Source organism: Corynebacterium stationis (genome assembly GCF_001941345.1).
GTDB classification, from domain to species: Bacteria; Actinomycetota; Actinomycetes; order Mycobacteriales; family Mycobacteriaceae; genus Corynebacterium; species Corynebacterium stationis.
Genome location: NZ_CP009251.1, coordinates 2,592,255 through 2,614,757 on the forward strand (window position 1 = coordinate 2,592,255; position 22,503 = coordinate 2,614,757).

Sequence of the window (22,503 nt, forward strand, 5' to 3'; positions counted from 1 at the left end):
TTAACATCACGAAAGGATAACAGTTGACGTAAGCGTAACGCACATCAAGTGAAATTAGTAGTTTTTAAAAATTCACTGGCAGATTCTACCGCTCAGAGAAGTTTTCCGGCAGGTAATCGTAAGGATCAGAGGAAAGCTGCATCGTACGGCCATCGCTAAGCGAAAATGCGATATTGGCCAAAAAGCGCTTAACCGTCAGCGGGTCGCGGTAGGTGGCAAAGAGCTTCTGGAATTCCTCCGTCTCCAATGCCGCACGCGCTGCCTTCGCGTCATCTTTATCAATCCACTCCGGCAGTTGCTCAAGGTCAGCTGCAGAATCTGCGACCTGCCAGATGCGGTCCAAATTCTTATCGTGCCCCACGCGCCCATCTTCGATCCGCGGCTGACGTGCAGCAATCGGAGTGGCAAGGCCGATATTGTCCAGGACACGCACATTCAGTGGGGCATTCATCGACGACATACCCATGTTGACCAAGTACACGGTGGGCGGGTCAGTTCGATTTTCATCGCGCGGGATGGGCTGCCAATCAAATTCTTCTGGTTCTGGTGTTTTCAGATAGCGCAGCATCATTGCATCGCCCGAATCCAACGCTGCGATTCCACCATCCCAGCCGTTCAGGAATGGGGATCCGTGGAAATCCTCGGCGTTCAAGGGCGGGTGGCCTTGCTCGCGGCCGGTGGCATAAGTCCAAAATTCACGCTCATCAACAATGATGCGCCCGGTATCAAACTCAGACCAATCATTTGGCAGACCGCGGTAGGCAATAACTAGTGACCAAAGAGCAATCGCTGCGGTGATGACCGCGCCAATAATGATATTTCCAAAGAGATTCAGTGGAAGCACAAATACTGGCAGCAGCAAGGCGAACAGTGGCAAGAGGAACATGCGTCCGTGCATGAAGTCACCGCCGACGCGCAGTACATAAATAATGTGTAAGAGGGCGCAGCCGACCAGCACGATGACCGCAGCCTTTTCGGAGCGGGCGTCATCCATCCACGTCCACATTGCGCGGCGCTGTTTCTTATTATCTGTCTCAGATGCGTCCCGGTACCGACGGCGCGAGGACAGAGCTTGAGCCCTCGCGGTTGCGAGATTCAACGGGTGCCTCAGCGCGAAGGCGCCGACAACGGCGAGCACCAAAACGGGCAACGACAGCCAATAAGGGCCAATGAAATCGCCTAAGTAGTTAAAGCCCGAGCCCCACTGTGAATCACTGGCGGATTTTGCCACCGCGGTGTGCGGGGTGAGCAGTCCGTAATAACCCATGCGGAAGATTTCATAACCACCGGGAACGGGCAAAGCTACTGCGAGGATTAAAAGCCACTTTTTCCAATTGCGGTGTGCGAGGAAAAGCACGATGCCCGCCACCCCGCCGTAGAGCGCAAGTTCGGGGCGTACCAGCCAGCTCAGCCCGGCCCAGAAGGCTAAAACGAGAGCGGAAAGATCTAGGTTCTTGCTGCCATCCGTGTTGCCGGCCCACCACAACAGCAGCGCCCACAGCACCGCGAGGTAGAAAATGGACAGACCCCACTCCAAACCGGAGGTAAAGAAGTCGCGGGCAGGCGGCAAGGAAATGTAGATCAGTACGCCTGCGGGAATGACCGTCCACGTGGACCAGTGCACGGGCGTTGCAGCCGGTCCACTTTCGGGTTTATACAACCGGGCGGTAGCCCAGCAGCCGATAACAACGGCGAGCACGGAGAGCCCGAGTGCGCAATACAGTGCGACGACCGCTAATTCTTGGCGGGTAATGATGTGCACCAGCGTGATGATGTACTGCCACAGCGTAGAAGTATTAGCCTCCACGCGTTCACCGGCGTTAAAGACTGGGCCGTTGCCAGCAAGTAAGTTACGTACGGTACGCAGCACGATGAGTCCATCGTCTGACATCCAGCGGCGCTGGAAACCGACGATAAACGCCACAACTCCGACGATCACAGCCGTACCGTAAGCCCACCAGGTGGACTGACGCTCTACTAAAGTACGGGTTGAGGCATGGTGCATGATTTTAGAGGTTACTCGGTGCCCACCCACCCGGGAAACTTAACACACAGGAGAATCACCTTTGTCTCCCCCGAGACGCCAAAAGCACCCCACCAAAGAAAAATTCCTGATGAGGTGCATTCGAGTTCTGCTTAAATAAGTTGCGCTTAAGCGAACAGCGGGAAGACGTAAACGGCCATGGCGATACATGCCAGCCACAGCAGTGCCAAGATCTGCAAGGTGCGATCTTCTAGGGCAATCTCATCCGGTGCGCCGCCGCGGCCGCGGTCCACATCGGCTGCGTAGCGCAGGATGGCGATGGTAAATGGCACCATGGAAATCTGGTACCAGACAGCCGCCCAGCCTTCAGTTTCATTAGCGAGCTGAAAGCCCCACAGCGAGTAGCTCATTACCACCGCGGTAGCCGAAAGAGTCCATACAAAGCGCAGGTAGGTCGGGGTATAGCCAGCCAAAGACTTGCGAATCTTGGCGCCGGTGCGCTCTGCCAGAAGAATCTCGGAGTAGCGCTTACCAGAAGCCATGAACAAAGAGCCAAAGGCTGCAACCAGCAAGAACCACTGGGACAGTTCGATGCCTGCAGCAACACCGCCGGCCATCGTACGCAACATAAAGCCGGACGAGACTAGGGCGATATCGATAACTGGCATGTGCTTCCAGCCGAAGCAGTAGCCCAGCTGTAGCGCGATGTAGACCGCAATGACCAGTGCCAGTTGCAAACCAGATGTGGCCAGGAAGGACAGCCCCACCGCCGCGACGATGAGCACAACCGACATGACATAGGCCAGGTTGACTGGCAGCACGCCAGCGGCGATTGGGCGGAAACGCTTGGTCGGGTGCGCACGGTCAGCGTCGACGTCGCGCGCGTCATTGATTAAGTAGATCGAAGAGGCGCCAAGGCAAAAGACGATGAACGCTAAGGCCACATCCAATAAGGTGCGGGTGTGAAAGAGCGCATCAGCACCGGCAGCTGCAGGAGCTGCCAGGACCAGAACGTTTTTTACCCACTGCTTAGGACGCAGCGCTTTGATCATGCCATCGGCAAGGTTCTTCGGCGGCTGGCGCTTGCGGGAGTCCTCAATACCCTGGGTATGTGGTTCAGGGTGGAAAAACTTCTGCTGGCCGTCACCTTCAAAGGTTTCAGGCTTCTCGGTCATGCAGTTTTCCTTTCATAACGAGTGATCGCTTCAGCGGTTGCCGCACCCAAAGCTGCTCCGAAAGCAGTATCGGTCGGATAATGCACACCGAGCACCATGCGTGAGAGCATCATGACTGGAATTCCGGCAAGCGGCGCGGAGGTTCCATACAGGCGTGCGACAGCAACCAAAAAGGCAGTAGTCGAGGTCGAGTGTGAAGAAGGAAACGACAATTTAGACGGTGTTCCAACTCCAACGCGCACGTAAGAATAATCTGGACGCTTGCGCCTGACAATTCGCTTGATGACAACAGAGGCGGCATGGGCGGTAAAAGCCGAGGCGCCCACGGCAATCCACTGCCGGCGACGTTTCTTATCCAGGCTCCAGCCCAGCGCCGATAGGCCCATCCAGCCCAGTGCGTGTTCGCCCATGTGGCTTAGACCGCGTGCGGTGGGCAAAACCCCAGGTGTATCGAAAGCTACATTCTGGATGCTTTCGAGAATGTGGGATTCAGCCGTGCTCAACTTATTCGAGCTACTCAAAGATCTTCCTCCAAGATTCACGCGAAGTTAGCTCCGGCAAGGCCTTGCGGTACTCAGTGCGCATCTCGTCGAAGTTGTCTTCAATATCACTTAGCAGCTCACGGGTTTGCTCCACTAGGTCACGCGCCAAGTCACGGTCGCGCTTGCGGAAAGCCACGCCAGTGCCGCCGGCGGTGGATACGGTCGCAGAATCGACGCGAGACAAGGTAAACCAGCGGGCCTCATCTGGGGTGAGGTTAAGCTGCGGTGCCTCGTGGTGACGCGGGTCTTCCTTCGACAGCAGGTGCTTTAGTCCCTTGACTGCCCATGGAATCTTCTTGATCTTGGCCAAGCGCCCACCAATGTTTTGAGTTGGCACACCTGGTGCACCGGTTGGCGCTGGCAGTTGGTCAGCAGAGTCGACGATGACAGCATCCGAGTAGTTAGAGCGCAGCTTAGCGATGCGCGGCAACGACGACTCCAGGATGTCAAAAAGTTGGTCGGGACCAGCCAAGAAGTCTTTCATGGCCTCAATTTGGATGGCCATGGTGGAGTATTCCATGCACATGGTGTGCTTCAAGGTGGACTTGAAGATGGAACGGGTAATGCCCTTGGCATCACCATCGTGGTACAACGCGGCGACAATCAAGCGGTTGCGCAGGTGGAAGTAGGCCTGCCAGTCAATGGCATCGTCCTTGTCTGCCCACGCCATGTGCCAAATAGCAGCGCCTGGCCAGGTCACGGTTGGGAAACCGTTGGCGGCAGCACGCAGGGAGTATTCGGTGTCATCCCACTTGATAAACAGCGGCAGCGGCTGGCCATTGGTCTCAGCAACGATGCGTGGGAATAGGCACATCCACCAGCCGTTGTATTCGACGTCGACGCGGCGGTGCAGCGCGCGCGAGTCATAGGAATTCGGATCCTTATGGCTTTGACCGTCGCCGATAGCTGAGAGTGGGTACTTGGCAAAGTCATGATCGTAGACGGCATGCGGAGCAGCCCCCCACATGAAATCGCCACGGTTGACCTGCTCACCGGTGGTACGCAGCTGGCTGCGCTCCTGCAGGTTCAGCATCTGACCACCGACGATGATGGGGCTAGCGGCATAACGTGCGGCTTGGACTGCGCGCAGGATGGAGTCCGGTTCAATCGCGATGTCATCATCCATGTACAAGATGAAAGGCGAATCGGTGTTTTCCAGCGCTTCAAACATGATGCGCGAGTAGCCGCCGGAGCCGCCCAGGTTGCCCTGGCGGAATTCACGGAAACGCTCTCCGAAGTGTGCGACTGCCTCGTCGTAGCCTGGCTCATCCGCGGGGTGCTGGTTGCCTTGGTCCGGCATAAGAACAAAGTCGATGATGCCATCAACCACGGGGTCTTCTGCCAGTGCCTGTAATGCCGCGACGGCATCGGTTGGCCGGTTAAAGGTCGGAATACCTACTGCGACGCGCTTTTCAGATGGCTCGATGATTGAGCCATCAGGCATGGTTTGCGGACCAGGAGCGGAAGGAGCGCACCATGCTGCCTGTGAGATGGTGGCCTCAGACTCTGCGGTGACATCGAACCAGAGCCAGCCGCCGTCTTCAAAGTTCTTTAAGGCCAGTTCAAACTCGTGGTGGCCAGAACTTACCAAGTGGTTAGCCACGGAGATGCGCTGGCCATCCTGCTTGGAGCGGTAGATAGAGATATTTGCTTCTCCATCAATATCTAAAGCCAAGATAATGGAGTCGAGCTGGGACCAGCGACGCCAGTAGGATGCCGGGAAGGCATTGAAGTAAGTCTGGAATGAGACTTCTTCACCCGCCGGTACCGTTAGCGAGGTCCGGTCAGACCAGCGCAGGCGCTCGCGGTTTTGTTCCGCTTCGATGATGTACAGCATGCGAACATCGAAGGGTTCGCCCCGCTTGGGCAATAAAATGCGCTGAACGGCATTGTCAGAAACAGTGTTGTTTGCTGTCACGATGGTTTCAATTCTCCCATTTCACTACAGTCTTCAAACATTCACAGTACTGGTTACCACCGTGGCATACCTTGCTCAACGCGCATCGGGGGCGCTGTTAATCACCTGAGAACTTAAATACGAAAAAAGGGGCTGCGGTGACGGTGTGGTCATCGCAGCCCCTTTAGTTCAGGTTGTGCTTGTTCTAGTTCACTTATATAAGCGAAACTAAGCGGAGAGTTTTACCTGCTCACTCTGTGGCGTGATGCCGAGCTTGTTGAGCATGTAGAGCACGCGTGCTTCCAAGTCATCAGCCAGTTCGCGGGTTTGCTCCATGTCTTGGGCATGTGCGATTGGCCAAATCTTGATGTCCTTGCCAGCTTCATCACGTGGGACGTCTGCGCCCAGGTAGATGATGTAGTCAGGGATGGTCACGGTACGAGCTTCGTGTACATGACGCTCATCTGCACTGAGTCCGCGCTCTCCCAGGACATATGCCATATGCCCCTCCGAGTGGTTTTCAGGATGCGATACTGCGCCGTCGACGATCAGTGCATCGCCAGCGTGCTTTTTGGTCAACGCGATCGCGGCCTTAACCAAGTCTGTATTGAGACCCGCCGCGAAGCGGACGTGGTTGCGGTGCGCGCCGAAGTATTCCATTACTTCTCGCTCAACCAGAACAGCGATGTAGTCATCCAAAATGGCCTTGCTCTTATGCTTCGTGATGATTTCATCAAGCTTGGCATTGATAGTCTTCGCATCATGAGCATGGCCATACGCCTCGTGCAAATCTTGACGAAGAGTTTCAAACCGTGACTCATTATTAACAATAAACATTTCTTCCCCCCACTCACTTTCTGGTATTTGGGTGTAAGGCAATTTAGCGTATCTAAATTCAACCTCTTGTTAACCTACCGTTAACTTTAGGTGAACCCATGGGCGCTGTCAAATAGTTGGCGCAAACCCAGTACTTTTTCAGCCGCGAATGTGCGGAAATCCTCCCCCAAGAATCGAAGTAAAACCGCAGGCCACAGACTTGAACTGAAAAACTCCCGACCCGTTTTGACTAAGTTAAATCTGTGTGCAGCCCTTCTACCCCCGCCCACAGTGCAAAACATGCGGCCTAAAACTCTCAACGCAAGGTTTAGGCCTGCCAGAGATAGAGCTCACAGACGATCTTTTATGTGGCGACGTCGTTGCCCCCGTGAGATTTCCCTATGGAAAAATCCCACCCCCGTTAACAACAAACGCCTGACGCCACCCGTGGTTAATTCCCGGGCAGCATCAGGCAGTGTCGCCAAGCCGCTAGCTAAATGCTTATCTACTCAGCACTTAGTGACCGCGCTCTTGCTCGAGCGGTTTACCTTCCGTAAAGAATGGCTCGAGCTTGTTATCAAACATCGACAGCGCAGAACCGATAGCCATGTGCATGTCCAAGTACTGATAGGTACCCAAGCGTCCGCCGAAGAGCACGTTATTTTCACGCGCTTCCTGCGCAGCGAGTGCGCGGTACTTCTTCAGCATCTCGCGGTCTTCCGGAGTGTTGATTGGGTAATAAGGCTCATCGCCCTTTTCTGCCGCGCGGGAGTATTCCTTCATAATGACGGTCTTATCCGCTGGATACTGCTTCTCGCGCTCAGGGTGGAAGTGGCGGAACTCGTGGATGCGGGTATAGGGAACGTCAGCATCGTTGTAGTTCATCACTGAGGTGCCCTGGAAGTCACCAGTGTTGAGAACTTCCATGTCGAAGTCCAAGGTACGCCAGCCCAAGTCGCCCTCTGAGAAATCAAAGTAGCGATCCAAAGGACCGGTGTACACAACTGGCGCCTCAGGGGAAGCTGCGCGCACTTGGTCACGAACCTCAAACCAATCGGTGTCGAGGGTGACATCGATAAGCTCTGATGCACACATATTTTCCAGCCACGCGGTATACCCATTAACTGGCAGACCTTCATAGGTGTCACTGAAGTAGCGGTTATTAAAGGTATAGCGAACCGGCAAACGAGTGATATTGCCCGCTGGCAAGTTCTTCGGATCGGTCTGCCACTGCTTCGCCGTGTAATCACGAATGAAGGCCTCATATAAAGGACGACCAATCAAAGAGATGGCCTTCTCCTCAAGGTTCTGCGCTTCATCCACATTCATTTCCGCAGCCTGCTCCTTGATGAGCTCACGTGCTTCATCTGGGGAGTAGTACTTGCCAAAGAACTGGTTAATCAGACCCAATCCCATAGGGAATTGGTATGCGGTGCCATCATGCATGGCGAAAACGCGGTGCTGGTAGTCGGTGAATTCCGTGAATTGGGTGACATAGTCCCACACGCGCTTATTAGAGGTGTGGAAAAGGTGCGCTCCGTACTTGTGAACCTCGATGCCGGTTTCTGGCTCTGGCTCGGAGTAAGCGTTGCCGCCCAGATGGTTGCGGCGCTCGATTACCAAAACGCGCTTGCCCAGCTGTGTTGCAGCACGTTCTGCAACGGTCAGGCCGAAAAATCCGGAGCCGACGACGATGAGATCGTAAGTCTTATCAAGGTTGGTCATAAAAGACACCCTATTAGATTCACTCCGCAATACTGCAAAGGCACGCAACGAGAAGTGCATCTGAGACCAACACGCCACGCGTTTCAACCTGCGCCACACTATTCACACCTGTATCATTAGCTCCAGCTGTTTACTAATACCACTATGGTCACTTAAGATGACCATCGGGAAGGCGCCGGCAACCGCCTTTTCGAACCCTGGCAGGACATCACTTGTTGAGGGCGAAGTAACTGATAGGGAGATTCCAGTGCAACAACGACGCCGACTCGTTCCCACGAAGTCCACGTGGGCTACCCCGGTGACCGCCACCTTGGCGGCTATCGCCGTGGCTGCGGCCGCGGCTTTCGGGGGCAACCAAATCCTTAATACGCAATCTGGTGGCTCAGGGCCTATCGATGCCACCTCTTCTTCCGCCAACTTTGGCGACGGCAACACTGTCGTGGTCGATGACCCAGCCATCGCTTCCCAAGGCGAAGGCGCAGGCCCTCGTGCGGTGAAAGAATTCCGCCAGGATGATCCTTTCTCCATGTTCGCGTTGACCTGGCAGGGACAAAAAGATGTCGCTGCCTTTGTCCGCGCCGAACAAGAAGACGGTTCCTGGGGCGAATGGTTCAGCGCCGAGCCTGTGGACGTAACCACTGAAGGCACCAACGGCACTGACCTCATCTTCGTTGGCGACACCAATGCCGTGCAGGTCTCCGTCGGCAATGTTGACCTAGGCATTCCTTCTGACCAAGAGGTCGAAGAAGAGCTCGATTCCAACGAAGACGCACAAGACGCGCCTGCCGATGATTCAGCTCCGGCTCCCTCGGATGCTCCAGCTTCAGAAGAGACAGCTGATACTCAAAATTATGACGCGCAGGTCGAAGCACCAGAACAAGAGAATTCAGCTTCCAATGGAGCAGAATCTGGCGAAACGGACGAAGACGTAGCCGAGACCGCACAGCGTGTTGGCCAGCAGGTATCTGCAGGTGTTGCTCCGAAGCCGAGTGATATTGGCAAGATTAAGCCCGTTGCCGATTCTGAAGATCTCCCGGCAGAAAGCGGTGCTGTCTCTGCAGCTGACCTCGAAGCTGTCTTTATTGACGGCAAGGCGCAAGATGGCGGCATTGCCAACATGGCTGATACCGACGGCATGCCGCCGGTAGTCACCCGCGCTGGCTGGGGCGCCAATGAGGGCATGCGCTGTTCCAACCCTGATTACACTGAGCCAACCAAGGCGCTAACCCTGCACCATACCGCTGGTAACAACAACTACACCCCAGCTGAGGCTGCCGCTCAGGTTCGTGGCATCTTCAAGTACCACGCACAGACTCTTGGCTGGTGCGATATGGGCTACAACGTGCTGGTTGACAAGTACGGCACCATCTACGAAGGCCGCTACGGCGGACTTGAGCGTGGTGTCATGGGTGCTCACGTAGGTGGCTTTAACAGCAACACCTGGGGCATTTCCATGATTGGTAACTATGAAACTGCGCAACCTTCAGCAGAGATGCTCAATTCTGTTACTAGCATCGCTGCATGGAAGGCCGCCCAATCTGGGTTTGATCCTTCCGGCACTGTGAGCTTGCGCTCCGGTGGTTTCAGCAATGCACGTTACGCAGCTGGAACTACTGCTACCGTGCCTACCTTCCACGGTCACTCCGACCTGCACTACACTGCATGCCCTGGCGGATACGTCATCTCGCGCTGGGATGAAATTCGCAACGCTACAAAAACCAAGTACAACGCGATCGCTTCAGGAAACGCGATCAGCCAGCCACCGACAGGCGACACCTCTGCTCCTGTCCTCGGTGGTAATGGCAGCAATGCGGGCAACGAGCAGGCCGGCACCAACGATCTAGCTGCCGTACTGCCCGGGCTATCATCGATAGCTCAGCGCGGCGCCAACCAGCAGGGCTCCTCTGATTTCAGCGATGAAGAAATCCAGGCTGTAACCGCGGTTGCCGCTGCGGTTGCGGGTCTTGCAATTACCGCTGGCGCAGTTACCCTGCCGGAATCCGGCGGTGAAGTCGCACCAGGTGTTAGCGCCGATGCTTTGCCTGGAATCATTTCCCAGTTACTAGCTATTGCCGGTAATGAAGAAGCAATCGCTGCTTTTGATTCCATCCTTAACATCTTTGGACCAATTTTGGGCGCACCAGTGGGCGGACCTGATTCTGAGAACGCGCAGCTTGTTTACCAGCTCTTTAACAACGGCGTAGTGCTATCTTCCGAAGACACCGGTACTCACGCGCTGATTGGTGAATTCGCTCGTGCCTGGGCACAAGGTGACACTGCAGCACAGTTGGGTCTGCCTACGACTGACCAGTACGCTGTGGGCGGCGAAGCCAGCGGCAATTCCGTCCGCGTGGATTTCCAGGGCGGCTACATCACCTACGATCCAAACACCGCAACCGTGGATGTGCACACCAACTAATCTTTGAGTGCCGCCATGCCGGTGGCAGCACTTGATTGAGAATCTCCTCCCCGCGGCGTCTAGCTTATGTACAGCTAGGCGCCGCTTTTGCAGGCCCAAAGTCGCTGAGTCGGGCAGTGGGCTCAGGTCTAATTCACTGGGGGATTTCAACCGAAAGGGAAATAGATGACTGTGTACTCCATAATTATGGCCGTAACTTTTCTTATTGCGGGATCAGGTTTGTTCTATGTAGCCAATAAAATGGCCCGCGGACAATTGCCAATGAACTCATGGGTCGGGCTACGTACGCCGAAACTTATGGCCAGCGACGAAGCATGGATTTAGGGACACAAAGCTGCCTCTGGCTATCTGAAATTCAGCGGGAGCGCTCTGGCTATCTTCGGAGTCCTTTGCCTCTTCATTGAAGAATCCGCCATTGGCTTACTGAGCATCCCTATTATTATCGTGCTGTTTATTGGCACCGTGCTAGCTAATCAGAAGGCCAATGCTGCGATCACACAATAAGAAACTCTGAGGTTTCTCCCATGATTACGTTCTACGACGCGTTAACAACCACTGTGGTTCTAACGGCGCTTTTATTGCTGGTATCGAGTGTTTATCTCATTTTCAAAGCAAAGATGCGGCCGACCACGGGACCGCTCGCGCTCACCTTCTACTTGAAGTTCTTCCCGCTGCGCAAAACTAGTCTTCCCAGTTAAAAGTACGCTCGACTGCTTTGTTCCACTCGGTATAAAGTCGGTCGCGTTCTTTAGTGTCCATATTCGGGGTCCAGCACTTATCCGTAGCTACTAGTTCCCCCAACGACTTCAAGTCTTCCCAGAAGCCTTGGCCCAGACCGGCAGCAAAAGCAGCACCGAGCGCCGTGGTTTCAATCTCACGCGGACGAATGACTTCTGTGTCTAAGATGTCAGCTTGTAGCTGCATGAGCAGTTCATTGGCCACCATGCCGCCGTCAACGTGCAGCGCGGTGAGCTCAATACCGGAATCAGCTTCCATGGCTTCAACAACTTCGCGGGTTTGGAAACACGTTGCCTCTAGGGCAGCGCGGACAATATGGGTGCGGTCGGCAAAACGCGTCAACCCGACGATAACGCCTCGGGCATCGGGACGCCAGCGAGGCGCGAACAGGCCGGAGAATGCAGGGACAACATAGACTCCGCCGTTGTCTTTCGCTGCGATCTTTTCACTGGACGTGGCATTTGGAATGATACCCAGCTGGTCACGCAGCCACTGAATAAGTGACCCGCCCACCGCGACTGAGCCTTCTAATGCGTAGACCGGCTTTTGCCCTTCGCACTGGAAAGCTACGGTAGTGAGCAATCCATTGCCTGACCAGCGGGGTTGTTCACCGGTATTAAGCAGCATGAACAGGCCTGTGCCATAAGTGTTTTTAGCTTCGCCCTCTTCAAAAGCGGCCTGGCCGAAAAGTGCGGCTTGCTGGTCGCCGAGCACACCAGTAATCGGGACTCTGGCCAAAGAGTCAGCTGCGCGTACGTGTCCAAAGTCGCCAATGCTAGGACGAATCTCCGGCAGAATCGACAGCGGCACGCCGACTTCTTTGCACAGCTCCTCATCCCACTGCAGGGTACGAATATCCATGAGCAAGGTGCGCGAAGCATTAGTGACGTCGGTGAGGTGCAAAGCCTTCTTGCCCTGATCCCCACGAGCACCGCCGGTGAGGTGCCATAGCAGCCAGGTATCGATAGTGCCGGCAAGAAGCTCGCCATTCTCAGCGCGCTCGCGCGCGCCCTCAACATTATCGAGGATCCATGCAATCTTCGGACCAGCGGGATAAGAGTTAGCAAGAAGACCAGTGCGATCCAACCATTTATCATCCGGGTTAAGGGCGTGTGAAGTGCGCGTATCTTGCCACACAATCGCGTTATAGATTGGTTTTCCGGTTTGCTTATCCCATACCACGGCGGTTTCTCGTTGGTTGGTGATTCCTAGGGCAACAAAGTCTTCGGGGGAACCATCCACATCCACCATTGCCGCGGACACAGCACGGCGGGCGTTGTACCAAATCTCCGTCGCATCGTGCTCCACCCAACCTTGACGCGGCATGATTTGCTTATGCTCAAACTGCGCGGAGGCACAAATTTGTCCTTCATGGTCAACAATAATGCACCGTGTTGATGTAGTGCCTTGATCAATAGCAGCGACGAAGCGTTGCTTTCCCATCAGAACCACCGTTCAAGGACATGCGCTACACCCGCTTCAGCATTAGAAACCGTCACCATATCGGCAGCGTCTTTCACCGCCTGGTCGGCATTCGCCATCGCAACACCAAGCCCTGCCCACTGCAGCATCTCAATGTCATTGGGCATATCGCCAAAAGCAATAACATCCTTTTGCGCAATACCATAGTGGCTGGCGAGGAATGCCACGCCGATTTCTTTGGTGATTCCAGGAGCAGCAACTTCCAACATTCCGTCCGGAATGGAGAAGGTTACATGCGCGACATCAGGATCCACATGCGGATTAATGAGATCGAAGAGTTCCTGCGACTGCATGTCAGGATTGCGGATGATCAGCTTCACCGCTGGCTGGCCAACCACACCGTGCACTGGCGCTACACCGAAGCCTTCGAAAGGTGCCTGCTCAGCATAGATTTCATCGACCACATACAATGTGTCCAACGGATCGTTTGAAGAAACGCCCGCGCGCTCCACAGCGAAGGAAACCTCCCCGTGGCGCGCCATAATTTCTTGCACGGTGGTGACAATCTCATTCATGGCGGCAGAATCCATTTCAATGGCGCGCAAAATCCGATCTTGGTCAGAGTCATAGACCACCGCACCATTGGACGTTACGCATAATGGGCGAAGCGGAATCTGTTCCAGAATTGGTTGAATCCAGCGATGAGGGCGTCCTGTAGCCAAAGCAAATTTCGCGCCGTCTTCCACCGCGCGGGTAACGACGTCGCGGTTGCGCGGAACTACTCGGTGATCCGGGTTTAGGAAGGTTCCATCAATATCCGAGGCAATAAACTTCGGAGCATCCATGGTTATTGTTGTTCCTTCCGCGCCCTCATAGCCATCTTCTTCAATTGTTTTTGCGCACGCTTGGCTAGCTTATCTTCTTGCTTGCGTGCGTCTTTAGCAGCTTTTTGCTCTGCCTCTTTGGCTTTTCGCGCCGCACGGGCAGCGCGGTCTGCCGCATCCATCCGGTTGGCTTCCTCCAACGAAGGCGCAGCACCATTCATGGACGCTGGACGCCAGGCAAGGCCGTCTTCGAAAGGGCCGTAGCGTTCATCGTAAAGCTGGCGTGCCTGCTCCAACATGGATTTCATGGCAAAGTACAGCGCGTCAATATCTTTGTCGGCATCACCGCTAGTGGGAATTGCTTCCCCCACCATCATGATGATCGGCGTCTTCGAGCGCCCCAGGTTTTTCACTCCGCCCTTGGGGTAGATGCGATGCGAGCCCCAGCACACCATAGGTAGCAACGGAGCATCGGCAGCATTTGCGATGCGCGCAGCCCCGTTTTTCATGTCCTTAATTTCAAAAGAACGCGAAATAGTAGCTTCTGGGAAAATGCCGACGAGGTTGCCCTCTTTGATGCTGTCCACCGCAACGCTTATCGATGAACCACCAGCAGACCTATCCACAGGAATGTGCTTCATCTTTTTGCCTAGCCACTCGATGAAGGAGTTGCCGAAGATTTCCTTCTTTGCCATAAACCGCACCATGCGCTTGCCGCGCAAATACGCAGGTACACCACCTAAAATGAAGTCATAATAGCTGGTGTGGTTCATCGCTAAGACCGCGCCACCATCGGCAGGGATATTCTCCGCGCCCAACACGGTAATGCGCAGCCCTTGTGCTTGCATGATGTTTCGTGCAAGCGAAACAATGCCCGCGTAAAGACGTTCTGTCCGCTCTTTATGGGGCGGCAGACGTTCTAAGTCAACAGGCACCCAGAAAATGCGGTCGCGCAGCTCGAGCGCGGTATTCGAATTAACCATGACGTTTCTTGTCTAGCTTTCTGTGTGCCCGGGATAGAAGGTTCGCAATTACTTGATTGGCTCCAGGATGTCCTTGCCCATCATTGGACGCAGTGCTTCTGGGATAACAACAGAGCCATCAGCCTGCTGGTTATTTTCCAGAATTGCAACCAGCCAGCGGGTAGTCGCCAAAGTGCCGTTGAGGGTCGCAGCAATCTGGGTCTTGCCGTTTTCATCACGGTAGCGAGTTTGCAGACGACGCGCTTGGAAGGTGGTGCAGTTCGAGGTCGAGGTCAGCTCGCGGTAAGCATCCTGGGTTGGAACCCACGCTTCGGTGTCGAACTTGCGTGCAGCTGATGCGCCCAAGTCACCACCGGCAACATCAATGACTCGGTAGTGCAGATTCATAGCATCGAGCATCTCGCGCTCCATGGCCAGCAATTGCTGGTGCTGCTTTTCCGCATCCTCAGGCTTGCAGTAGGTAAACATTTCCACCTTGTCGAACTGGTGCACGCGCAAGATACCGCGGGTGTCCTTGCCGTGGGAACCAGCTTCACGACGGAAGCACGAAGACCAGCCCGCGTACTGAATTGGACCATTGGAAAGGTCGATGATTTCATCTTTGTGGTAGCCCGCAAGTGCCACCTCAGAGGTACCAACAAGGTACAAGTCATCGCGTTCTAGGTAGTAGATTTCATCCGAGTGGTCACCCAAGAAACCAGTACCAGCCATGATTTCTGGACGTACCAGCACTGGTGGAATCATCAGAGTGAATCCAGCAGCGCGGGCCTTTTGCGCAGCGAGAAGCATCATGCTCAGCTGCAAGAAAGCACCATCACCGGTGAGGTAGTAAAAACGCGCGCCACCGATTTTCGCACCGCGCTTGGTGTCAATAAGTCCTAAGGATTCGCCCAGCTCCAAGTGGTCCTTAGGCTCAAAGTCGAACTGCGGCTTTGTGCCGTAGTGGTCCAAGACCACGAAGTCATCTTCGCCGCCGGCAGGTGCGCCCTCAACAACGTTGGAGAGCTTGTACTGCAGGGTTTCTACGTGCTCTTCGGCAGCACGCTGGGATTCTTCGGCCTGCTTGACCTTTTCTTTAAGCTCATTTGAGCCTTCCAGCAGTGCTGGACGCTCCTCCGGAGATGCTTGACCGATCTTCTTGCCGAAAGCTTTTTGCTCTGCACGCAGCTCATCGGCAGCTAAGATCGCAGATCGACGTGCAGCATCTGCTTCCAGCAGCTGATCAACAAGCTGCGGGTCCTCACCACGGGTGACCTGTGAGGCACGGACGACGTCAGGGGATTCACGGAGGAATTTAAGATCAATCACGAGCTCAATCCTACCGCACCCCTCCTCGCGTTACAGTCACAACCACCAGCCAGCAGCACTCCTATTTAAAGGAGAGTACATCGTCCATTCCGGTTGCAGTGGTCATAACCAGAAGCCTAGGATGGATCTATGTCCGAAGCGCCGATTCTTCCCCACAAGGAAATTATTGATGGCCCGACGCCGAAGCATGCCCAATTGCGCGAAATCCTCGCCGAGGTGTGCCGCACTACTTTAAAACCGGGCGATCCCCTGCCTGGTGAACGGCTTTTGGAAGATTTCTATGGCGTCTCGCGCATCACGGTACGCAGAGCAATTGGCGATCTAGTCGCGGCCGGCCGCCTGCGGCGTGTGCGCGGCAAGGGTACCTTCGTTGCCCCTAACCCACTGGTCTCACGCCTGCACTTGGCGTCTTTTTCCGATGAGATGGGCGCGCAAGATGTCTCTGCGAGCTCACGGATTTTGCTTTCCGGCCGGGCCACAGCACCGACTGATGTCAATAAGTTCTTTCAAACCGAAGAAAGTACTCCGCACATTCACCTGCGCCGCTTGCGCCTTGGCGACGGTGAGCCCTACTCCATCGATGATGGCTGGTACAACTCCGAACTGGCGCCAACTTTGCTCGAGAATGACGTTTATAACTCCGTCTATTCAATTTTAGAAAATGATTTTGACCTGCCCATTTCCGGCGCAGATCAAACCGTGACCGCCGTGGCAGCCGACGAAGAAGTCGCATCGCTTCTCGATGTCACCCCTGGCACACCACTTTTGCACATCATTAGATATTCCAGCTCAGGGGATAAACCCGTAGAGTGGTGTTCATCTGTATATCGCACTGACCGTTACCGACTGTCCACCCGAATTGCTCGCGCGCTGGAATTCTAGACTCGCCCAAACAGTCGGCTAAACTAAGGTTTCTTATGACTACTGCAAGCACATCGAAGGCCTGGAGATCCGCGGCCGCCCCACGCATTGCACTTGTCGCTGCTGCTTGTGCCGCTGCATTTTTAGGCACTTACGATTACGTCAGTGGCAACGCTGCACAAATTGCAGCTGAGTCCGATGTCATCAATACCACTACTTCTGCGCCATCGCCGGGCAATAGTTCTACGCCTTTTACCGAAGCTAGCGCCGGTGATTGTGTCACCTGGGATGTGGGAAGCGATGGTAATTTCTCTAATTTCAACGTTACCGATTGCGCCGATGAGCACCGATTCGAAGTCGCGACCGTAGAGAACTTGGCTATCTACCCCACCAGCGAATTCGGTCCTGAGGCTGAGATTCCGGATTTGGATCGCCAAGCTCAGCTGCGTGAAGAGCTATGCCAAGGGTCCACGCTGAATTACCTCGACGGACAGTTCGATCCTGCGGGTAAGTATTCTATTGCTCCTATTTTGCCGCCAGCCGATGCTTGGGTCAATGGCGATCGCACCATGCTCTGCGGTCTACAAACCACCAATGAAGAAGGCATCCCGCAGCGCACCGAAGGCCGCGTCTCAGAAGTAGACCAAGCAAATATTGCCCAGCCTGGCGAGTGCCGTGAGATCAGCGATGACCAAGTGCTGCGCACCGTCGATTGCGCACAACCGCACCAGATGGAAACCATCTCCGTGGTCAACCTGGCTGAAGAATTCTCGCGCGGTACTCCATCTATCGACGACCAGAATGATTTCCTTGCTTCACGATGCGCCGATGATGCCATCGCTTATCTTGGCGATGAGGAAAATCTCTACCAATCCACACTGCAGCCTTACTGGGGAACCATTTCAGAAACTTCCTGGAATGGCGGTACGCGTTCGGTGAACTGTTCCTTGATCCATGCCGGCGATGATGGCGATTCCTTCTCTGAAATCGTTGGCACCGCCACCGATGGCCGCGATGGTTTCACTATCAACGGCAAGGCTCCCGAAAAGCAGCCTGAGCGCAATCCCCTGCGTGGTTCCGAAGACAATAACAGCCCCGCTCCTAGCACTCCTGCCAGTGGCGATTCCACCAGTGGCGATTCAGCAGCAAGCGAGCCCGAGGCTGCACCAGCGCAGTAGCGTCGGGCATCGGTGAGTGCACATGGTGGAAGTTACTGAAGAGCGTTTCGATGAAATGGTCAACGATGCTCTGGACAAAATCCCAGACCAATTCGTTGCCAAGATGCGCAATCTGGTCATCCTGGTGCGCGATTTCAACGAAGACAGCCCCGGCATTTTAGGGCTCTACGAAGGCGTATCACTGACCGAGCGCACCCACCACCACACCGGCTTTTTACCCGACGCCATCTTCATCTATCGCGGTGCACTTCAAAATATGTGCTCCACCGAAGAGCAACTAGCCCACGAAGTTAAAGTCACCGTCTTCCACGAACTCGGACACTACTTCGGCTTTAGCGAAGAAGAACTCCACCGCCTCGGCTGGGGGTAACTCGCTATCGCTGCGTTACCGAGAAAGCAAAACTCACCAAAAGCACCGGGGAACACCCACACCGCGGACCCCACCAGAAAGAAACCTCCACCACGGCAGCAGGAAATCGCGCGCGAAAGGCGCGATTTCCCGGACACTTTAAATAATTAAAGTAATGGTCTTCACAAATCTTAGTGATTGGCGCTACACTGTTCCCATAGATTGTTCAACAACTTTTGGGATGGTGCTGTATGTCTTCGGTGCATATTGATCTGAATGCCGATCTAGGCGAAACCACCGCTGGTAACCCCGTTGCTGACGATGGAGCCATGCTGCAAATGGTCTCATCAGCCAACGTGGCGACAGGTTTCCACGCAGGTGACCCGCACTCCATTGCTGGCACGCTCAAAGCGGCAGCCGCAGCCGGCGTGACCGTGGGTGCGCACCCTGGATACAACGATCCAGCTGCGTTTGGCCGGCGATTTCTCGATTACGATCCGGCAGAGCTTGCCGATGAAGTCACGTATCAAATCGGTGCACTCGACGCCCTCGCGCGAGCCAACGGCACCAGGATTTCCTACGTGAAGCCACATGGCGCAATGTACAACGCCATCGTGCACCACCACGCACAAGCGCAAGCAGTTATCGATGGCATCAAAGCATTTGGCGACATCCCAGTAATGTTGCTGCCTGGTGGCGTGGCCGTCGAGATCGCAGAGAAGTCCGGCCTGACGGTCATTCGCGAGGCCTTTGCCGACCGCAATTACAATCCAGACGGCACGTTGGTCAGCCGTCGTGAAGCCAATGCGGTCTTGCACGACCCAGCCGATGTGGTTGTCCGCGTACTCGAAGTCGCAGAACATGGCTCGATCACGGCTATCGATGGCAGCGTCTTGCACGTCGATGCACAGTCCGTATGCACCCACGGCGATTCCCCGGGCTCCGTTAATCTTCTGCGCGAAGTGGTCGCGGAGCTAAACCGTCGCGATATCGAGATCCGGAGCTTTGCCTAATGCAGATCCACCCCGTTGGAACCCGCGCGCTGCTCATCGATCTCGATGGACTTAACCAAGTCATGGACTATCACGCAGCACTTAGCGCCCGCCCGCTAAAAAACCAGGTGGATTGCATTGCTGCAGCCACCACCGTGTTGCTTACTTTCGAGACTCCTGACTCAGCGCGCCATGCCGCGAATTTCTTAGAAGACTTCACGCCAGGACCTGCCAAGATGTCCGAGGCACGCACAGTAGAAATCGACGTACTTTATGACGGCGAAGACATCGATGAAGTAGCGAACCTTCTCGGAATGTCACGCGAAGGTGTCATCGACTGGCATACCTCCACCGAGTGGACTGCTGCCTTTGGTGGTTTCGCACCTGGCTTTAGCTACTGCGCACCCGCCAACCCTGCCGACGCGCGGTCAATTCCGCGGCGATCCAGCCCGCGTACCGCTGTCCCCGCAGGTGCAGTGGCTATCGCCGGCGATTTCTCGGCGGTCTACCCACGCCAGTCCCCCGGCGGCTGGCAACTCCTGGGAACCACGAATACGCCCATGTGGGATTCCCAAGCTGAGCCACCCGCGCTGGTCCAACCCGGTGACCGCGTGCGCTACCGGGCAGTGAGTTCTTTGCCCGAAATCTACGACGCTGGCTCTATCGCCAAGCGTTCCCCGGCGCGCCTCCCGCGCATGGAAGTGGTAGACGCAGGCCTTTTGACCTTGTACCAAGATTTGGGCCGCCCAGGATTCGGCGACCTTGGTGTGACTTCCTCGGGTGCGGCAGATAGGGCATCGGCAGCAACCGCAAATATTGCAGTGGGCAACCCCCGGCAGTCGACGGTTTTGGAAAACATCGGCGGCATGGAACTGCGCGCTTTAAGCGATACCGTCGTATGTGTAACAGGTGCCGCAGCGCGCGTCCGCCTCGGCGATATGCCAGTGCAGCTCGCACGACCGATTCTGGTCACCGCTGGCCAAACGGTGATCATCGAGCCAGCTGAATACGGCATGCGCAACTACGTCGCTATCCGCGGCGGGTTAATCGCCGACTCCGAGCTGGGCTCTTCGGCCACAGATGTTCTCTCCGGCTTGGGCCCAGCACCTGTCAGCGCCGGCGACATTCTTGGCGTGCTTCCACGCTCCACCGGTATGACTGACGGCCAACTGGCGAACCCACTGCGCGTCAGCCAATCCAACGATGGGCGCACCGTTGCCACGCTGCGCTGCGTGCTCGGCCCGCGCGATAACTGGTTCGGCGACAATGTCCAGCAGTTCCTAGATACCGAGTGGACCGTGAGCTCTCATTCCAACCGTGTCGGACTGCGCTTGGACTCAGACACCACCGTCGAGCGCGTACTCGATGGCGAGCTGCCATCAGAAGGCATGGTCGCAGGCTCCGTGCAGATTCCTCCCAATGGCAAGCCCGTGCTCTTTCTGCGCGACCACGCCGTGACCGGCGGCTATCCGGTTATCGCCACCGTTTTAGATGAAGATATTGATATTGCCGCACAGCTCCCACCCGGGGCTCTAGTGCGCTTTGAAGTTAAGGGAAACACTCATGACCATTAAGACTATTCTCATTGCCAACCGCGGTGAAATCGCCGTGCGCATCGCCCGTGTCGCACGTGACCTGGGCATTAAGTCCATTGCCATCTACTCGGAAGCAGATGCTGGGGCTTTGCACACGCAGCTTGCCGATGAAGCCTACGCGCTGACCGGCAACTCCGCCTCGGATACTTACATGAATGTCCCCGCGCTGCTCGATATCGCAACGCGCGCCGGCGCTGACGCGATTCACCCAGGCTACGGCTTCTTGTCTGAGAACGCCGATTTCGCCCGTGCGGTCACAGACGCCGGCATGGTCTGGATTGGCCCGCAGCCAGAGGCCATCGAGTTGCTTGGCGATAAGATTGCCGCCCGTCGCGTCGCCGAAGAAGTCGGCGCACCGCTGGCGCCTGGTACTTCTGACCCCATCGATGATTGGCAAGAAGCCCGCGAATTCGCCGAAGAGCACGGCCTTCCAATTGCGATTAAGGCAGCTTATGGCGGTGGCGGACGTGGCCTGAAGGTCGTAGACAACCTCGATGACATCGAGGAAGCTTTCAACTCCGCAGGCCGCGAAGCAATGGAAGCGTTCGGGCGCGCAGAGTGCTACGTGGAGAAATTCCTCACCCACCCACGTCACGTCGAAGCCCAGGTGCTTGCCGATACCCACGGCAATGTCGCCGTGCTTGGCACCCGCGATTGTTCTACCCAGCGCCGCTTCCAAAAGCTCATTGAGGAAGCACCCGCACCGGATCTCACCGATAAGCAGCGCACCGGCATTATCGAAGGCGCCCGCGCAATTTGCTCCAAGGTTAACTACACCGGCGCCGGCACCGTCGAGTTCATCGTCTCCGAAGACGGCACTATCTCCTTCCTCGAAGTCAACACCCGTGTGCAGGTTGAGCACCCAGTGACCGAAGCTGTGACGGGCGTGGACATCATAGCCGAGCAAATCCGCATCGCCGCTGGCGAGCCCCTGTCTTTCACCGAAGATCCAACCTCCAACGGCCATGCCTTCGAGTTCCGCATTAACGCCGAAGACATCCTCAACGGTTTTGCGCCGTGCCCAGGAAGTATCGTTAGCTTTGAACCCCCAACCGGCCCTGGCATCCGTGTGGATGCTGCCGTGCGCTCTGGCTCCATCATCCCGCCTTACTACGATTCGCTTATTGCCAAGCTGATTGTGTGGGGCCCAACCCGCGAGGTCGCGCTACGCCGCGCCAAGCGTGCCCTGCGCGAATTCAACATAGAAGGCGTACGCACCGTGCTGCCCTTCCACCGCGATATGATGGAAGAAACGGCGCTGACGGGCGACAAGCTCGGGGTGTTTACTGACTGGGTCGACCACAACTACCGCCCATCGGCCGCGCATCAGGTCGAAAAGGTCGAGGCCATCTACGCCCAGCGCCAGAACATCGCCGTGGAAATCGACGGCAAGCTCATCAACGTTGGCATCCCAGTGGAGTTTTTCAATTCCTCCGCCCCAGCCTCCAGCCCGAGCACAGACAGCGCGCAGAGCCCTGACGGCGCAGTCACTTCGCCTTTCGATGCCAACCTCGTCGCCTGGAAAGTCGCCGACGGTGACTCCGTTTCCGAAGGCGATGCCATCGCTACCGTTGAAGCCATGAAGATGGAATCTGCCATCAAGGCTCCACGCACCGGCACCATCAAGTTGCAGGCCAAAGAAGGCGACCGGCTTTCTACTTCCACGGTCATCGCGACCATCGAATAATGCCCGAT

17 protein-coding genes are annotated in these 22,503 nt (G+C 55.7%); 7 read left to right on the forward strand and 10 right to left on the reverse strand.

All coding sequences use genetic code 11. The features are described 5' to 3' along the window. Positions 1-85: 85 nt before the first annotated feature. From CSTAT_RS12030 to glf, 6 genes are all read right to left on the reverse strand, one after another. The gene (locus CSTAT_RS12030) at positions 86-2,005 is read right to left on the reverse strand and encodes an arabinofuranosyltransferase AftB family protein (RefSeq protein WP_075723929.1); all 1,920 of its coding nucleotides are present in this window, start codon (positions 2,003-2,005) and stop codon (positions 86-88) included. A gap of 146 nt (positions 2,006-2,151) precedes the next feature. Further along, positions 2,152-3,159: a decaprenyl-phosphate phosphoribosyltransferase gene (locus tag CSTAT_RS12035; protein ID WP_066796763.1), complete on the reverse strand. Its 1,008-nt coding sequence runs from the start codon at positions 3,157-3,159 to the stop codon at positions 2,152-2,154. Next, a complete protein-coding gene (locus CSTAT_RS12040) occupies positions 3,156-3,680 on the reverse strand; it encodes a phosphatase PAP2 family protein (protein WP_075723630.1) in 525 nt (174 codons plus the stop codon). Before CSTAT_RS12040 ends, CSTAT_RS12035 begins: the two co-directional genes overlap by 4 nt. Continuing rightward, entirely contained in the window at positions 3,673-5,619 is a 1,947-nt protein-coding gene (locus CSTAT_RS12045; RefSeq protein ID WP_075723631.1) for a glycosyltransferase, read from the reverse strand. Before CSTAT_RS12045 ends, CSTAT_RS12040 begins: the two co-directional genes overlap by 8 nt. A gap of 207 nt (positions 5,620-5,826) precedes the next feature. Further along, on the reverse strand, positions 5,827-6,435 hold the full coding sequence (locus CSTAT_RS13685) for a three-helix bundle dimerization domain-containing protein (protein WP_191374256.1): 609 nt from the start codon (positions 6,433-6,435) through the stop codon (positions 5,827-5,829). A 495-nt stretch (positions 6,436-6,930) separates the two neighbouring features. After that, a complete protein-coding gene (gene glf / locus CSTAT_RS12055; protein ID WP_066796772.1) occupies positions 6,931-8,139 on the reverse strand; it encodes a UDP-galactopyranose mutase in 1,209 nt (402 codons plus the stop codon). Positions 8,140-8,296: 157 nt separating this feature from the next. Between glf and CSTAT_RS12060 the strand changes: the two genes are divergently transcribed. Beyond that, a complete protein-coding gene (locus tag CSTAT_RS12060; protein WP_244892850.1) occupies positions 8,297-10,558 on the forward strand; it encodes an N-acetylmuramoyl-L-alanine amidase in 2,262 nt (753 codons plus the stop codon). A 681-nt stretch (positions 10,559-11,239) separates the two neighbouring features. On the opposite strand, the gene glpK is transcribed toward CSTAT_RS12060, so the two are convergent. Genes glpK through serS form a run of 4 tightly spaced genes read right to left on the reverse strand, consistent with a single transcriptional unit; the run spans position 11,240 to position 15,833 of the window. Further along, entirely contained in the window at positions 11,240-12,739 is a 1,500-nt protein-coding gene (gene glpK / locus CSTAT_RS12070) for a glycerol kinase GlpK (protein WP_075723632.1), read from the reverse strand. Then, positions 12,739-13,563, reverse strand: a complete 825-nt coding sequence (locus CSTAT_RS12075; RefSeq protein WP_066796786.1) for a Cof-type HAD-IIB family hydrolase — start codon at positions 13,561-13,563, stop codon at positions 12,739-12,741. The genes glpK and CSTAT_RS12075 overlap by 1 nt, the downstream gene beginning before the upstream one ends. A 2-nt stretch (positions 13,564-13,565) precedes the next feature. Next, positions 13,566-14,525 carry a lysophospholipid acyltransferase family protein gene (locus CSTAT_RS12080; protein ID WP_075723633.1) on the reverse strand — a complete coding sequence of 320 codons (960 nt, stop codon included), beginning with the start codon at positions 14,523-14,525 and terminating at the stop codon, positions 13,566-13,568. A 48-nt stretch (positions 14,526-14,573) separates the two neighbouring features. Then, positions 14,574-15,833, reverse strand: a complete 1,260-nt coding sequence (gene serS / locus CSTAT_RS12085) for a serine--tRNA ligase (protein ID WP_075723634.1) — start codon at positions 15,831-15,833, stop codon at positions 14,574-14,576. Between the two features lie 129 nt (positions 15,834-15,962). Here serS and CSTAT_RS12090 point away from each other — a divergent pair, with 129 nt between their 5' ends. The 6 genes from CSTAT_RS12090 to CSTAT_RS12115 all read left to right on the forward strand — a co-directional run bounded on the left by CSTAT_RS12090 (position 15,963) and on the right by CSTAT_RS12115 (position 22,495). Beyond that, positions 15,963-16,715, forward strand: a complete 753-nt coding sequence (locus CSTAT_RS12090) for a GntR family transcriptional regulator (RefSeq protein ID WP_075723635.1) — start codon at positions 15,963-15,965, stop codon at positions 16,713-16,715. Positions 16,716-16,750: 35 nt separating this feature from the next. Continuing rightward, entirely contained in the window at positions 16,751-17,872 is a 1,122-nt protein-coding gene (locus CSTAT_RS12095; protein WP_075723636.1) for a septum formation family protein, read from the forward strand. A gap of 22 nt (positions 17,873-17,894) precedes the next feature. Continuing rightward, the gene (locus CSTAT_RS12100) at positions 17,895-18,242 is read left to right on the forward strand and encodes a metallopeptidase family protein (protein ID WP_066796799.1); all 348 of its coding nucleotides are present in this window, start codon (positions 17,895-17,897) and stop codon (positions 18,240-18,242) included. Between the two features lie 230 nt (positions 18,243-18,472). Next, a complete protein-coding gene (locus CSTAT_RS12105; RefSeq protein WP_066796801.1) occupies positions 18,473-19,234 on the forward strand; it encodes a LamB/YcsF family protein in 762 nt (253 codons plus the stop codon). Continuing rightward, on the forward strand, positions 19,234-20,787 hold the full coding sequence (locus CSTAT_RS12110; RefSeq protein WP_066796804.1) for a 5-oxoprolinase subunit B/C family protein: 1,554 nt from the start codon (positions 19,234-19,236) through the stop codon (positions 20,785-20,787). The genes CSTAT_RS12105 and CSTAT_RS12110 overlap by 1 nt, the downstream gene beginning before the upstream one ends. After that, entirely contained in the window at positions 20,777-22,495 is a 1,719-nt protein-coding gene (locus CSTAT_RS12115) for an acetyl/propionyl/methylcrotonyl-CoA carboxylase subunit alpha (protein WP_066796807.1), read from the forward strand. Before CSTAT_RS12110 ends, CSTAT_RS12115 begins: the two co-directional genes overlap by 11 nt. Positions 22,496-22,503: the final 8 nt, after the last annotated feature.

Excerpts from the sequence above, each read along its gene's own strand:
- CSTAT_RS12095 (WP_075723636.1), top strand. The coding sequence starts at position 16,751 with ATGACTACTGCAAGCACATCGAAGGCCTGGAGATCCGCGGCCGCCCCA.
- CSTAT_RS12090 (WP_075723635.1), top strand. The coding sequence starts at position 15,963 with ATGTCCGAAGCGCCGATTCTTCCCCACAAGGAAATTATTGATGGCCCG.
- CSTAT_RS12060 (WP_244892850.1), top strand. The coding sequence starts at position 8,297 with ATGACCATCGGGAAGGCGCCGGCAACCGCCTTTTCGAACCCTGGCAGG.
- CSTAT_RS12075 (WP_066796786.1), bottom strand. The coding sequence starts at position 13,563 with ATGGATGCTCCGAAGTTTATTGCCTCGGATATTGATGGAACCTTCCTA.
- CSTAT_RS12035 (WP_066796763.1), bottom strand. The coding sequence starts at position 3,159 with ATGACCGAGAAGCCTGAAACCTTTGAAGGTGACGGCCAGCAGAAGTTT.
- CSTAT_RS12080 (WP_075723633.1), bottom strand. The coding sequence starts at position 14,525 with ATGGTTAATTCGAATACCGCGCTCGAGCTGCGCGACCGCATTTTCTGG.
- CSTAT_RS12105 (WP_066796801.1), top strand. The coding sequence starts at position 18,473 with ATGTCTTCGGTGCATATTGATCTGAATGCCGATCTAGGCGAAACCACC.
- glf (WP_066796772.1), bottom strand. The coding sequence starts at position 8,139 with ATGACCAACCTTGATAAGACTTACGATCTCATCGTCGTCGGCTCCGGA.
- CSTAT_RS13685 (WP_191374256.1), bottom strand. The coding sequence starts at position 6,435 with ATGTTTATTGTTAATAATGAGTCACGGTTTGAAACTCTTCGTCAAGAT.
- CSTAT_RS12115 (WP_066796807.1), top strand. The coding sequence starts at position 20,777 with ATGACCATTAAGACTATTCTCATTGCCAACCGCGGTGAAATCGCCGTG.
- CSTAT_RS12030 (WP_075723929.1), bottom strand. The coding sequence starts at position 2,005 with ATGCACCATGCCTCAACCCGTACTTTAGTAGAGCGTCAGTCCACCTGG.
- glpK (WP_075723632.1), bottom strand. The coding sequence starts at position 12,739 with ATGGGAAAGCAACGCTTCGTCGCTGCTATTGATCAAGGCACTACATCA.
- CSTAT_RS12110 (WP_066796804.1), top strand. The coding sequence starts at position 19,234 with ATGCAGATCCACCCCGTTGGAACCCGCGCGCTGCTCATCGATCTCGAT.
- CSTAT_RS12100 (WP_066796799.1), top strand. The coding sequence starts at position 17,895 with ATGGTGGAAGTTACTGAAGAGCGTTTCGATGAAATGGTCAACGATGCT.